We start from the raw sequence: 13,626 nt of genomic DNA, 5'->3' as shown, positions 1-13,626 counted from the left end.
TATTCTACCTGCGATTCAGGAATCGATATGCCGCGCCAGATGCTGCACGAACGGTTCCGCGGCCAGGAAGCCGATCACGCGGCTGTCCGGAATTTCCTTGCCGGCCTTGAACAGGATGATGCCCGGTGGGCCGAACAGGCCGAAACGCTTCATCAGCTCCTTGTCGTCGGCGTTGTTGGCGGTGACGTCGACCTGGATCAGTTTCACCTGTTTCAGCTTGCCCGCCACTTCCGGCTTCGAGAAAGTGAAACGCTCCATCTCCTTGCAGGACACGCACCAGTCGGCATAGAAGTCCAGCATCACCGGCGTGCTGCTGGCGGCCAGTACCCGATCCAGTTCGGCCGCCGTCTTGATGCGGCTGAAGCGGACGTCGCCACCGTCCCCCGCCGCCGGCTTGTCGGTGCGGGCGATGCTCAGGTGCCCCAGCGGCTGCAACACATCGCGGCCGGCGCTGGCGGCGCCGGTCAATTCGAACAGGCCGGCCAGCAGGAAGGCCAGGCCCAGCGTCTTGCCGACGTAGGCGCGCAGCTCTGCGCCCTTTTGCAGCGGCTCGAACACGTGCAGGAAGACGGCGCACAACAAGGCGAAGATGCCCCACAACGCCATGTCCACCGTGACCGGGAACACCGGCGACACCATCCAGATGGCCACCGCGATCAGCAGCAGGCCGAAGACTTTCTTCACGCCGTTCATCCAGGCGCCGGCGCGCGGCAGCAGGCTGCCGGCCGATACGCCGGTCAGCAGCAGCGGCACGCTCATACCGGCCGCCATCGAGAACAAGGCCCAGCCGCCGGTCCAGACGTTGCGTGTCTGGCTGATGTAGAGCAGCGCGCCGGCCAGCGGTCCCGCCACGCACGGGCCGACGATCAGCGCCGACAAGGCGCCCATCACGAACACGCCGGCGAAACGGCCGCCGCTCATGCCGCTGCTGGTTTCACTCAGGCGGCTTTGCAGGCCGCTCGGCAGCTGCAATTGATAGACATCGAACATCGACAGGGCCAGGCCGACCAGCAGCGCACCGAAGGTCAGCAACACCCACGGCTTTTGCAGCGCGCCGGCCAGGCCTTCGCCAGCCAGGCCGGCAGCCACGCCCAGCGAGGTGTAGACCAGCGCCATGCCGAGCGAATACGCCAGCGCCAGCGTGAAGCCACGGCCGCGCGACACGGCGCCTTCGCCGACGATGATCGAGGACAGGATAGGCACCATCGGCAGCACGCACGGCGTGAACGACAGCAGCAGGCCGAAGGCCAGGAAGGCCAGGCCGATGCGCCACGCGCTGCCGCTTTGCAGCGTGCGCTGGGCCAGCGAGCTGTCGTCTTCCGGCGCGGCGGCCGGTGCGGCGGCACTCGGCTGCGCGACTGGCACGGCTGGCGCGGCGGCCGGTGCGGCTGGCGTCAGCTTGCCCGGCACGGCCGGATCAACGCGATAGCTCTGCGACGCCGGCGAGTAGCACAAGCCCGCATCCGCACAGCCCTGGTAGCCCACCTGCAGCGTGAACGGCGCGGCGGCCGTCACCGGCAGGTCCACCACCAGCTTGTTCTGGTAGGTTTCCATCTCCTTGTTAAAGTTGGCGTCGAACTTGCGGAGCCCGGCCGGCAGCGTCGGCGCACCAACGCCGCCGTTGAAGCTCAGGCGATCGCGATACAAGTGGTATTCCGGCGCGATCACCCAGGTCAGGCGCACCGTATGCGCGTCCACCAGCTCGCCCTGCAACTGGAACGCCTGCTCAGGCTCCAGAAAATCTCCCGCCCGCGCCCAGGCGCAGAACAACATCACCATCGCCAGCAAGGCCTTCAACCATTTGTGCATGTTCATGTCAGATCCCTATACAACATCTGTCCTTCGTCATCGACCGCCAGATAAGCCATGTCGGACGTATTTAAAAAATCCAGCCCGTCGCGCTGCTTGAGCATCGCGATAGTCGAACAACTGCCGGCTGCAATCGCCACCGGCGCCAGCACGCTCACCGAACGCCAGTAGCGCACCGGCATGCCATCGCGCGGATCGAGAATGTGGCAATAGCGCTGCCCATCGAGTTCGAAGAAGCGCTCGTAGTCGCCGCTGGTGGCCAGCGCGCCTTCGCTGATGGGTATCGTGGCCAGCACGCTCTGCGCATCGCGCGGATCCTGAATGCCGATCTGCCACGGCCGGCCATCCATGCGCGGCCCGATGAAACGCATGTCGCCGCCCAGGTTCACGTAACCGTGGCGCACGCCGGCATCGGCCAGCAGCGTCGCCGCGCGGTCGGCCGCATACTCCTTGCCGAAGCCGCCGAAATCGATCTCCATGCCAGCCGTCGACAGATACGCTTCGCCCTTGCTGAACAGCACCTGCCGCCAGCCCACCAGCGCCAGCAAAGGCGCCAGCACCGCCGCCGACGGCACGCGCGGCTGGCGAAAATCCCAGGCTCGCCGCAGCACGCCGGAGGTGATGTCGAACAGGCCATCGCTGGCGCCGAACAGCGCGTTGGCGTAGCTGAACAAGCCGGCCGTCTCGTGATCGATCGCCACCGCCCTACCGCCAGCCGCCGCGTTGATCCGCGAAACGATGCTGTCCGGCCGATAGCGCGAATATTTATGCTCGATGCGCCGTACCTCCGCCACCGCCCGCTGCATCAGGCGTTGCGCGCTATCGACGTCCGCCGCCGCCAGCCGTATCTCGCAACGGCTGCCCATGGCGTCGAACGGCAAGCGGTGGATGGCGTCTACCATTGGCGGTTGATGGCGATCTGCAGCGTCTGCGCACGGAAGGTATCCAGCCCCGGACTGCCGTCATGGAACAGGCGCCAGCTGCCGCGCTGCTGGTAGGCGGAGACCTTGGCGTCCACCGACCACAGTTTGTCGATCTGCTTGCTGACCTTGAGGCCCAGCGTCACCGCGCCAAAACCGGACAGTCGCTGGTCCGCCGACATATAACCGGTGCCGTTGTACCCCGGCGGGAACGGCGCGCCCAAGCGGCTGTCGTACACCGGGTCGTAGTAGAAGCTGGCCGCACTCTGCGTGTACAGCCGCACTTCCGGCGTCACGCTCCAGCCGTCGGACAACGGCTGCACATACTCGCCGCCCAGCGTGTGACCGCGCACGCCGAAGCTGTCGTGGTAGTAGCGATACGACAGCCGGCTGGTGCCGCCGGTGGCCGCGATATGGTGGTTCCAGCGCGCCAGCAGCGTGGCTTCCGAACGGCTGCGCGGCCGGTTGTCGAACGACTTGTACGGATCGGAAAAATAGCCGCTGCCGTTGTCGTAGCCCAGCGTCAGCTGCGCCACGTCGTTCACCGTCAGCACCTGCGTCACGCCGAGCAGGAAGTTGGTGCTGCGCTTGCGCTCATTGACCACGATGTGGTTCACCGGATCGATGCGGTCGTCGGAGTGGCCGATGCCCGCACTCCACGTGGTGTTGCGGTCCTCGCTTTCATACGTGCCCTGCAGCGACAGCGCGCGCGACACATAATCGTGCTCGGTCGAATACGCCGCCCCCACCGTCACGCTGCCGCGTTCCAGGTAACGGGTCAGCGACGCATCGCCGGCCTTGCGGTCATCGCTCATGCGCGACGCGCCCGAGACCGCCGTGTGATAGCGCGGCGAAGCGCCGGAGACATCATCCTTCACCAGCGAACCGCTGACGCTCCACACGCCCGCCACCGGCGCCATGATGGAAATCGATGGCGCATGCACGTTGATGCGGTCGAAACCCGGCTGGCTGTCGCGGTAATCCAGGTAGCCGACGCTGATGACGCCATTGGTCGGCGGCGCTTCGGCGTGCGCCTGCAAGCCCGGCAGCATCAGCGCCGCCGTCAGGATGGATGCTGCGGCGACGCCGCTCTCTTTATTGATCGTCATAACGTCGCTTTCAATTGCAGCCGCAACCGCCGCCGCCCACGCCGGCGCCGCCGGACGAGGCTTCGCGGCTGGTGTAGATATGGTCGTCGTAGCGGTTGAACAACGTGCCGTCCTTGAAGGTCATCTCGCTGCGCGCGAGCGTGCCCTTCTCCCACGGCTGCACATTGCCGAGCGAGGCGCAGCCGCTCAGTGCCGCCATCAGCATCACAGCCAGTGCGGCCTTCATTTGACGGCTCCCAGCGCGGACTGGATTTTGCTTTCCAGCTCGGCGCGATCGGCCTCGCGGAAGCCGGAGTGCTCCAGCAGGACCTTGCCGTCCGGCCCAATCAGCACGCTGCTCGGCATGCCCTTGATGCCGTAGTTGCGCGGCGTCGCCCCCTGCGGATCGAAGGCGATGGCGAAGCGCGCCGGCGTCGCGGTCAGGAACTGGCGCGCGTCATCGCTCTTGGCGTCGACATTGACGCCGACGATCTGCAGGCCCTTGGCGCCATACTTGGCCTGCATCTCGTTCATCCACGGGAAGGACTGGCGGCACGGACCGCACCACGAGGCCCAGAAGTCGACGTACACCACTTTCCCCTGCAGCTTGGCCAGTTTGATTGCGCCGTCCACGCCCGGCAGGTCGAACTGCGGCGCCGGAGCGCCTTTCTCCAGCGCCTGGGCAGAGGATGCCGCCAGCGTGGCGGCAAGCATCAGCATCTTCCATTTCATTTCATGTCTCCTTTGCGACGACGCCATACGATGACGAACAGCGACAGCACCAGCAGCGCGGCCAGCGTAGGATCGGTCACGTCCTGCGAGGCCGAGCAGCCGCCGCCGCCGTGGTTGGAGGGCGATGCGTTGGGCATCGCGGTAACGCCCTGGCCGCTCAGCGCGATATTCCAGCTTGCGCCGGCGCCGGCCTGGATGGTTGCGGTGCCGTTGCTGGCGCCTGCATTGGTTGGTGCATAGCCGATCACCAGATCGCACGATGCGCCGGCTTGCAGGGTCACCGGGAAGGCGGCGCAGCCGGTGCTGTCCGCGACCACGGCGAACGGACCGCTGAAGGTGGCAGCCGACAGCGTTACCGCCGCGGCGCCGCTGTTGGTCAGCGTGAAACGGCGGGTGGCGGCGGCAGCGCCGATGGTCACCGAACCGTAGTCGAAGCTCTGTGGACTGATCGTCAGCGACGGTGCGGTGACCACCACGGCCACGCCATTGCCGTTCAGCGTCAGGTGGAACTGGGCGCCGCTGTCGGTCACCAGCATCAGGTCCGCGCTGCGGGCGCCGGGCGCCGTCGGTTTGAAGGCGGTGGTGATGGTGCAGCTGGCGCCGGAGCTGACCGAAGCGCCGGCCGCGCAGGTGCCGCCGACAACGAAGTCGCCCGGCTGGCTGCCGCCTAGCGTCAGCGTCGAGATCTTCAGCGCGGCGTTGCCGGTGTTGCCCAGCGTCGTCGTGTGTTCGGCGGCGCTGCTGCCGACCTGGGTGTCCGCGAAGACTACCGGACCGGTTTCCGACAGCACCGGCTTGGCTGTCGCTTGCGTGGTGCCGGCGCCGCTGATGCCCACTTGCAGCGCCGGTGCATTCGATGCCACCGCCAGCGTGGCGGTGACGGCGCCTTCCACCGTCGGTGCAAAGCTCACCGTGGCGACGCAATTGGCGCCGACGGCCAGCGTCGAACCGCAGTTACTGTTGCTCAGGGTGACAGCAGGCGAACCGCTCACGCCGACGCTGGCGATGTTCAGCACCACGTTGCCGGTATTGGCCAGCGTGACCGCCTGCGATACGGCGGCCGCACCGATGGTCTGCGAACCGAAGGCCACTGCGGAAGGCGTCGCGCTCAGCGCTGGCGCCGGCGCCGCAGCGGTGCCGGTCAGGTTGACGGTGGCCGCGCCTCCGCCGTTGGAGGCGTTCGATGCAAAAGTCAGGCTGGCGGCAATGGCGCCGGCGCTGGTTGGCGTGGCTTGCAGGGTTACCGTGCAGCTGCCGCCCGCCGCCACCGCAGTGCCGACAGCGCAGCTACCGCCGCGCGTGATGATGCTGGCATTGGCGCCGCCCAGCGTGATGGCGGTGAAGTTGAGCGCCGCCTGGCCGCTGTTGGTCACGGTGATGGTCGATACCGCCGACGCCGTACCGGTCAGCAGCTTGCCGAAATCGACGCTGGCCGCCGACAAGGCGATGGTCGCCTGCGGCGTGGCGTTGCCGGTGCCGTTCAGCGTCACGGCGCTGCTGCCGCCGGTGGCGTTGTGCGTGATGGTCAGCGTGGCCACACGCGCGCCGGCCGCCGTTGGCTTGAAGGTCGCCTGCACGGTGCAGTTGGCGCCGGCCGCGATGGAAGCGCCGTTGGCGCAGCTGCCGCTGCCCAGCGCGAAGTCCGCCACCGCCGCACCGCCGATGGAGATGGCGCCGATGTTCAGCGTGGCGTTGCCGGTGTTGGTCAGCGTGGCCGACAGCGGCGCGCTGACCTGGCCGATGTTGGCGCCGCTGAACGTCAGCGTCGTTGGCGCCAGCGATGCCACCGGCGCCGCCGTCACGCCCGGATTGCCGATGAAGGCTGCCAGGTCGGCGATTTCCGCCGCCGAGAACTTGCCGTTGAACAGACTGCCCATGCCGCCCAGGTTGGCGGCGAAGGCGTTGGAGATGACCGACGGCTGGTTGGCCGCTGCCAGGATGCCGTTGACGTTATTGGCCGGCGTTGGGCCGTGACAGGAAGCGCAGCTTGCGCCGCCGCTCACCGGCCCATTCAGGTACAGGCTCTTGCCGTTCAAGGCGTCCGCCGCATGCGCCCCTTGCCATGCCAGGCCAAACAGCAGGATGGCCGACGCCACCCGCGCTATCAATCGATTCATGCCACTCTCCAGTTGAAGTTATAGACCGCAGACTGAGATGGCAAGGGCGTTCATGGCACTATGGGCGACGGCGCACCAGCGCCAGCTGCGGGTGCGCTGGTACAGCAGCGCCAGCGCCAGCCCCGGCACGGTCACCGCCAGCGAATGCGGCCAGCCGGAGCGCAGGTGCAGCAGGCCGAAGGTCGCCGCCGACACCAGCACCGGCGGCGCCACCGCCTGCGGTGCGCGCCGCATCAGCCACTCCTGCAAACCCGCGCGCACCACCACCTCCTCCAGCACGGGGGACAGCACGAGCAGCAGCAGGAGCTGCCGTCCATAGAACTCAGGGATCGACCACACGGAATGTAGAACCTTTGCTTGCACATCTAGTCTGGCCGTGTATTCCGGCCAATGTGGCGAAGGTTCTAAGAATGCTTAAATTATTTTCGGCCTATGAGACGGCCCAGCCATTTGACGGCGATGCGCTTGTTGGCTTTATAAGTGTAGTCCAGCACCGCGAACTGCTCGTGCAAGGCTTCCTGCAGCATGCTGGTGGGATCGGCCGGCAGCAATTTGAGGTAGGCGTCGGCTTCGCCATAATCGCGATGGATTTCCATGCCGGCTTTTTTCGCGATGTGCATCATGGTCTTGTTGGATGACAGGCAGTGCATGTACAGCGTGTCCACGTCGTTGTTACGGCAGTGGATGGCGGCGCGCTCGAACAGCCGCGAACCGACGCCCAGGCCGCGCGCCGAGCGGCTGACCGACACACCGAATTCCGCCACCCGCTCCTTGTCGGTGACGGTGCTCGATTCGTCGCGCGGCGCAAACGCCAGGTGGCCCACCGCCACCAGCCTGAAGACGCGGTTGTAGACGCCGAACACCATGTCGCGCGAAAAGTCGATGCCGTTGACGTAGCTGGTGACCTGTTCGTCCGGCAGCACGGAGCCGAAGCGCAGCAGGCGGTCGCTATCCTCCAGTTCCAGGAAATGCCGCAGCATGCGGCGGCGGTCGCGCTCACGCAGTTCCTTGACCAGCACCGTCGGCCGCTTGCCGTTGCGGTGTTTACCCCAGCGGCGCAGCGGATTCTGGAACAGGTCGGACGAATTCATTCAGCCGACTCGTCGTCATCGGCCAGCTTGAGCGCCAGCTTGACGGCGGAAACGCGCGCCGCGTGGACGCGCTCGGGAATGCGCTGCGGCTGCTCGGCGCTGGCCTGCGCGATCTCGCCGGCGTTGACGCCGCGCGCCGCCGACAACGCGGCTTCCAGGTGCGCCATCTGTGGGAACGGCGCATCGGCATAGCTGCCGCTTGGACCGATGCGGCCGCGCGAATCGCATTCGGTCGCCTGCAGCATCTGCACGAAGCGCGCCGGCTTGCGGAAGGCGTCGCAGCGCTCCAGCAGCTTGACGATGGTGTTGGCGCGCAGTTGCAGCGCGCGGCCCACATTGCCATGCTCGCGCGCCGTCATCACCGCCAGGTCGCGGCATTCGGTCGGCACGCGCAGGCGCTTGCAGACTTCCTCCACCAGCTTGACGCCCATGCCTTCGTGGCCGTGGTGCGCCGGCCAGTTCTCGGATGGCGTCACGCCCTTGCCCAGGTCGTGCATCATGCAGGCGAAGCGCACCGGCAGCTCGCGTTCCAGCTTGGCCGAGCAGTCGATCACTTGCAGCACATGGATGCCGGTGTCGATTTCGGGATGCCATTTCTCCGGCTGCGGCACACCCCACAGCACATCCAGCTCCGGCAGGATGCGCGCCAGCGCACCGCAGTCGCGCAGCACTTCCAGCATGCGCGATGGCTTGGCTTCCATCAGCCCGCGCGACAGTTCCTGCCACACGCGCTCCGGCACCAAAGCGTCGACCTCGCCCTGCGCCACCATCTGCTTCATCAGCGCATTGGTTTCCGGCGCCACGGTAAAGTCGCTGAAACGCGCGGCAAAGCGCGCCAGGCGCAGGATGCGCACCGGGTCTTCAGCAAACGCGTCGGACACATGGCGGAAGATGCGCTTGGCGATATCGCGCTGGCCGCCATACGGATCGGTCAACGTGCCGTCGTCGGCGCGGGCGATGGCGTTGATGGTCAGGTCGCGCCGCACCAGGTCTTCTTCCAGCGTGACGTCGGCCGAGGTGTGGAACACAAAGCCCTTGTAACCCGGCGCGGTTTTGCGTTCGGTGCGCGCCAGCGCATATTCCTCCTGCGTTTTCGGATGCAGGAACACCGGGAAGTCCTTGCCCACCGGGCGGAAGCCCTTGGCGATCATTTCATCCGGCGTGGCGCCGACCACCACGTGGTCGTGGTCCTTGACCGGCAAACCAAGCAGCGCGTCGCGTACCGCGCCGCCGACAACATAAGTACGCATCATCTCAATCCGGCATGTCGGCGTCGTGCTTGGGCGCCGTTTCGGTTTCGGCCAGCGCCTCGCTGACCCAGCGCGCCACTGCCGGATGGGCCAGCACGCGCTGGCAGTAGGCGTCCAGCGCCGGCGCCAGCGTCACGCCATAGGTGCGGAAGCGCAGCACCACCGGCGCGTAGAAGGCGTCGGCCAGCGAGAACTCGCCGAACAGGAACTGGTGATGGCCGAAGCGCGACAGGCACTCTTCCCAGATTTCGCTGATACGGCCGATATCGGCCTGGGTGCCCGGCGTGCGGCCCTTGCCCGGATAGCTGCCGCGGATATTCATCGACATCGAGTTGCGCAGGTCGCTGAAGCCGGCGTGCATCTCGGCGCACACCGAGCGCGCGATGGCGCGCGCCGCCACGTCCTGCGGCCACAGATGCAGCTCGGGGAACTGCTCGGCCAGATATTCGCAGATGGCCATGCTGTCCCAGATGGTCATCTCGTCGCCGGCCAGCAGCACCGGCACGCGGCCGGAAGCCGAGTAGCTGCAAATGCGATTGGCGGTGTCGTCCTGGTCCAGCAGCACGCGCACTTCCTGGAACGGAATGCCGAAGGCGACCATCGCCACCCACGGCCGCATCGACCAGGACGAGTAGTTTTTATTCCCGATGACCAGCGTCAGGCCGGGCGAACGCGCCGCTTCCAGGGTTTGCGTCAGGCTGGGATCAAGTTTGGTAGTCTGCATGGTGGTACGTCCTGTATGGTGAACAATCAGCGCGCTGCAATTAGCGTGGAGCGAAGCTGGTTTCCTGCTCTTCCGCTTCTGTGTAGCCTTTCGGTGCGACGGTGCCCAGGCGCGCCTTCAGCGATTGCGGCCGCCCTTCGAACAGCGCCGCGTAATAGGTCGAATTCGACATCACGTTCTTGACGTAGGTGCGCGTCTCGACATAAGGAATCGATTCGATGAAGACGGTGCTGTCCATCGGCTTGGTCAGCGTGGCGCGCCAGGTGCGCAGGCGGCCCGGCCCGGCGTTGTAGGCGGCGGTGGCCAGCACCTCGTTGCCGTCCATATTCCCCAGCACCATGTTCAGGTAGTTCGTGCCCAGCATGATGTTGTAGCGGACGTCGCTCAGCATGTCCTGCGCGAAGTCGGTCAGGCCGATCTTCTTGGCGACCCAGCGGCCGGTGGACGGCATCACCTGCATCAGGCCGGACGCGCCAACGTGCGACTGCGCGTCCATGATGAAACGCGACTCTTGCCGGATCAGGCCATACACCCAGGCCTTGTCCAGGCCCAGCGTCTGCGTGGCCGGGTGCATGACGTCATTGTGCGGCGACGGGAAGCGTTGCGTGTAGTCGACCTGGATGCGGGTGCGCTCCGAGGTGTTGACCATGCGGTCGAGGATATTGTTCTGGCGCGCGTATTCGGCGGCGGCCAGGTGTTCGCGTTCGCTCAGGCCGCGCAGGCCCCAGTTCCATTCGCGCGTGCCCTCAAAGCGCAGGCGCATGTTGAAGAACTTCAGCGCGCGCTGGAAGTTGGGATTGGCGGCGATCGGCGCGATTTCCGCCGGCGTGATCGGCGCGCCGGCCGCCGGAATGGTAATCAGCTTGCCGGATTCCTCCAGCGCCAGCTGGCCGTAGTAGTTGGACTGGTCCGAGATGCTGCGGAACAGCTGCAGCGCCTCGCCAGTGGGCTGACTGGTGACGCCGTCACGCGCCATCAGCGCGCGGCCCAGCCAGTAAACCCAGGTCGGCTCGCTGCGCAGCGCGGCCGGCATGGCGCGGATATTGTTCTCCACCTGGCGCCAGTCGCCGTTGCGCAGCGCGATGCGGGTCTTCCACTGAATCTGGTCGATCGACAGCGGGGCGCCGTTGGCGCGCTTCCAGTAGTCGGTGGTTTCCGGCGCCAGCGTGTACGACGATTGCAGCGCGATCGCGGCCCAGCCCTGCTGCTGTTCCTGCGCCGTCATTTTCGGCGCGGCCTTGTTCAGCGCCAGCACCGCCAGCTTGGTGCTGGTCTTGGCCAGGCGGCCGATGGCGACGATGTAGATCTGGTGTTCGACCTTGCCGGCGCCGATGCCCTTGGCGACGGCCAGTGTCGGCAGGTCCACCGCCTGCACGGCTTTCTTTTCCGGGCCGTCGAGCAGCGCGACGATGCGGCGCGCCTGGCCGGTGGCATTGTGCTCGCCGGAGAGGCGCAGCTGCGCATACAGGTCGTCGGTGTTGAACTGGCCGTTCTGGTACAGGGTAGCGATCAAATCGGCGCACGGCTGGCCGTAGACGCTGGGCGCGGTCAGCAAGGCGCGCGCTTCGTCGGCGACCTTCTGGCCCTTGAGCGCGCGCGAGATCAGCGCGTAGCATTTGACCTGGGTGTCGTCGTTCAGCACGAACAGCGGATACTGTTCGTCGAAGGTGGCCCAGTCGCGTTTGCGGCCCAGTTCCAGCAGCCAGTCGTTACGCAGGCGGTCGACGATGGCCTGGCCCTGATAGCGCTGGAAAAAATCGCGGATTTCCGGTGCGGTGACATCCTTCAGGCGGGATTTCAGCCGATAATAATCAACGTAGGACGGAATGGAATAGCTGGTCAGGCGGGCGGCGTAGAAATCCACTTTGCTGGCGTCGTCCTGGCGTACAGCGTCGCGCAACAGCAGGAAGGAATCGTCGTCCCTGCGGCTATCTGCGCTGATGTCGTCGGCTTGGGCAAACGTGGTGAAGGCAACGACAAAGGCGCCGGCAATCCATTTCGAAGCAGAAATCACTGTGCAACTCTCTAAAGTCTTGAACCAAATATGACCAGCGACCCTAGAATACCACGCAGCGCCTCCGTCTCACCAGTACAGAAGGCGGATTTGCGCAGGCAGCTGCTGACCGCGCGGCGGGCTATTGACAGCGCCACGCGCGCGGCCTGGGACCGGGCGATTGGCGAGCAGGTGGTGGCGTGGTGGAAGGCGGCGCGGCCGGCGGCATTGGGTGTGTATTGGCCGTTGCGCGACGAGCCGGATCTGCATGCGGCGTATGCGGAGTTGGAGCGCCTGGGTGCGCGGCTGCTGCTGCCGGTGGTGGTGCAAAAGGATGCGGCGCTGGAGTTTGCGGACTGGCGTATCGGTGAGGCGATGGTCAAAGATGCAATGGGGGTGGCGGTGCCGGCTGATTTGCGCTTGCAGGCGGCGTATCCGCCGGCGCTGCTGGTGCCTTGCCTGGGCTTTAACCCGGAAGGCTACCGGCTGGGATATGGTGGGGGGTTCTATGACCGCACCTTGGCGCGACACCCCCGGCCGCGCGCACTCGGCATCGCATACAGCAGCTTGCAAATCGTTTTCGCCGCGGATGCACACGATGTGGCGCTGGACGGCGTGCTCACCGAAATCAGCGGCCTTCAACCCGCAATGCGGCCAGCAGGGGCCCGGCCCACTGGGCCGGCGGGGCGAAGCCCCTGACCTGCCCCTGGGTCAGACCAAGCGTTGCCACAACGCGGTCGTTGCCGCCGCCTGGTTCATGCTGTAGAAATGCAGCCCCGGCGCCCCGCCCTGCAGCAACCGTTCGCACAACGCCGTCACCACATCCAGCCCAAAGGCCTTGATCGACGCCGAGTCATCGCCAAAACTGGCCAGCTTCAATCGCACCCAGCGCGGAATCTCCGCGCCGCACATGTCCGAGAAGCGCATCAGCTGCGTGTAATTCGTAATCGGCATGATGCCCGCCACGATCGGCACATCGATCCCCAGCTTGCGGGTCTGCTCGACAAACTGGAAATACGCATCCGCATTGTAGAAATACTGCGTGATCGCCGCATTCGCGCCGGCCTTGATCTTGCGCTCGAACGCCAGCAAGTCATCCTGCGGCGACTTGGCCTGCGGGTGCACTTCCGGATACGCTGCCACTTCGATGTGGAACCAGTCGCCGGTCTCCTGGCGAATGAACTCCACCAGCTCGTTCGCATAGCGGAACTCGCCCGCCGCGCCATAGCCGCTCGGCAGGTCGCCGCGCAGCGCCACGATGCGCTTGATGCCGTGCGACTTGAACTCGCCCAGGATCTCGCGGATCGATTCGCGCGTGCCGCCCACGCAGGACAGGTGCGGCGCCGCCTGTTCGCCGGCGGCGAGGATCTCGACCACGGTGTCCAGCGTGCCGCGCTGCGTGCTGCCGCCGGCGCCGAAGGTCACGGAGAAATATTTAGGCTTCAGCTCGGACAGCTTGGCGCGCGTGACGCGCAGCTTTTCCGCGCCTTCCGCCGTTTTCGGCGGGAAAAATTCGATACTGAAATTCGGATTATCCATCTGAGTTCTTCAAAAGTAAGGTAGACAGAGCCCAGGAAATAATGCTGTACAACACGGCGCCACCGACGGCGGACAGGAAGCTGTCGACGTGGAAACCATCCACCCATTGCGCCACCAGCCAGAACATGAAGCCGTTGACGAGGAAGATGAACAGGCCCAGCGACAACAAGGTCACAGGCAACGTCAGCAACAGCAGCACAGGTCGTATCAGCGTATTGACCAGGCCCAGTACAAGAGCCGCGACGAGGGCTGCGCCTATGCTTGTGACATCGACGGAATGCATCAGGTAAGGCACTGCCAGCAAGGCAACTGCATTGATTAACCAGGTAAGGACCAAACGCATAAGAAGTTCTCGCTGCAAAA

Annotated in this window: 14 protein-coding genes; 1 reads left to right on the top strand and 13 read right to left on the bottom strand. The window is 65.7% G+C overall.

All coding sequences use genetic code 11. The annotated features are described in order from the left end of the window. Window positions 1–15: 15 nt before the first annotated feature. The 11 genes from dsbD to GJ698_RS20350 all read right to left on the bottom strand — a co-directional run bounded on the left by dsbD (window position 16) and on the right by GJ698_RS20350 (window position 11,745). Entirely contained in the window at window positions 16–1,815 is a 1,800-nt protein-coding gene (dsbD, locus tag GJ698_RS20400; RefSeq protein ID WP_229260090.1) for a protein-disulfide reductase DsbD, read from the bottom strand. Next, a complete protein-coding gene (locus GJ698_RS20395; protein WP_154359692.1) occupies window positions 1,812–2,711 on the bottom strand; it encodes an FAD:protein FMN transferase in 900 nt (299 codons plus the stop codon). Before GJ698_RS20395 ends, dsbD begins: the two co-directional genes overlap by 4 nt. Further along, on the bottom strand, window positions 2,705–3,838 hold the full coding sequence (locus GJ698_RS20390) for a DUF3570 domain-containing protein (protein WP_154359691.1): 1,134 nt from the start codon (window positions 3,836–3,838) through the stop codon (window positions 2,705–2,707). Before GJ698_RS20390 ends, GJ698_RS20395 begins: the two co-directional genes overlap by 7 nt. Window positions 3,839–3,848: 10 nt before the next feature. Further along, window positions 3,849–4,064: a DUF4266 domain-containing protein gene (locus GJ698_RS20385; RefSeq protein WP_154359690.1), complete on the bottom strand. Its 216-nt coding sequence runs from the start codon at window positions 4,062–4,064 to the stop codon at window positions 3,849–3,851. Beyond that, window positions 4,061–4,549 carry a TlpA family protein disulfide reductase gene (locus GJ698_RS20380; RefSeq protein WP_229260089.1) on the bottom strand — a complete coding sequence of 163 codons (489 nt, stop codon included), beginning with the start codon at window positions 4,547–4,549 and terminating at the stop codon, window positions 4,061–4,063. Before GJ698_RS20380 ends, GJ698_RS20385 begins: the two co-directional genes overlap by 4 nt. Further along, complete coding sequence (locus GJ698_RS20375; RefSeq protein WP_154359689.1) at window positions 4,546–6,666, bottom strand: choice-of-anchor D domain-containing protein; 2,121 nt, start codon at window positions 6,664–6,666, stop codon at window positions 4,546–4,548. Before GJ698_RS20375 ends, GJ698_RS20380 begins: the two co-directional genes overlap by 4 nt. A gap of 18 nt (window positions 6,667–6,684) precedes the next feature. After that, window positions 6,685–7,005, bottom strand: coding sequence for a JDVT-CTERM system glutamic-type intramembrane protease MrtJ (gene mrtJ, locus GJ698_RS20370; RefSeq protein ID WP_371865395.1), 321 nt, complete (start codon window positions 7,003–7,005; stop codon window positions 6,685–6,687). Window positions 7,006–7,085: 80 nt separating this feature from the next. After that, entirely contained in the window at window positions 7,086–7,757 is a 672-nt protein-coding gene (locus GJ698_RS20365) for a GNAT family N-acetyltransferase (protein ID WP_154359688.1), read from the bottom strand. Continuing rightward, entirely contained in the window at window positions 7,754–9,007 is a 1,254-nt protein-coding gene (locus GJ698_RS20360; RefSeq protein WP_154359720.1) for a multifunctional CCA addition/repair protein, read from the bottom strand. The genes GJ698_RS20365 and GJ698_RS20360 overlap by 4 nt, the downstream gene beginning before the upstream one ends. A gap of 4 nt (window positions 9,008–9,011) precedes the next feature. After that, on the bottom strand, window positions 9,012–9,731 hold the full coding sequence (locus GJ698_RS20355; protein ID WP_154359687.1) for a glutathione S-transferase family protein: 720 nt from the start codon (window positions 9,729–9,731) through the stop codon (window positions 9,012–9,014). A 40-nt stretch (window positions 9,732–9,771) separates the two neighbouring features. After that, on the bottom strand, window positions 9,772–11,745 hold the full coding sequence (locus GJ698_RS20350) for a lytic transglycosylase domain-containing protein (RefSeq protein ID WP_371865394.1): 1,974 nt from the start codon (window positions 11,743–11,745) through the stop codon (window positions 9,772–9,774). 30 nt (window positions 11,746–11,775) lie between these two features. Between GJ698_RS20350 and GJ698_RS20345 the strand changes: the two genes are divergently transcribed. Continuing rightward, window positions 11,776–12,423 carry a 5-formyltetrahydrofolate cyclo-ligase gene (locus GJ698_RS20345; RefSeq protein WP_154359686.1) on the top strand — a complete coding sequence of 216 codons (648 nt, stop codon included), beginning with the start codon at window positions 11,776–11,778 and terminating at the stop codon, window positions 12,421–12,423. A gap of 12 nt (window positions 12,424–12,435) precedes the next feature. Here GJ698_RS20345 and metF read toward each other — a convergent pair whose 3' ends face one another. Continuing rightward, window positions 12,436–13,263, bottom strand: a complete 828-nt coding sequence (metF, locus tag GJ698_RS20340) for a methylenetetrahydrofolate reductase [NAD(P)H] (RefSeq protein ID WP_154359685.1) — start codon at window positions 13,261–13,263, stop codon at window positions 12,436–12,438. Beyond that, window positions 13,256–13,606 (bottom strand): phage holin family protein, encoded by a 351-nt coding sequence (locus GJ698_RS20335; protein ID WP_154359684.1) that lies wholly within the window; start codon window positions 13,604–13,606, stop codon window positions 13,256–13,258. Before GJ698_RS20335 ends, metF begins: the two co-directional genes overlap by 8 nt. Between the last annotated feature and the right edge of the window lie 20 nt (window positions 13,607–13,626).

Source organism: Duganella aquatilis (assembly GCF_009674565.1).
GTDB lineage: Bacteria > Pseudomonadota > Gammaproteobacteria > Burkholderiales > Burkholderiaceae_D > Rugamonas > Rugamonas aquatilis.
Note: the sequence above shows the minus strand (reverse complement) of the source record. Positions and strands in the feature narration are given on the sequence as shown.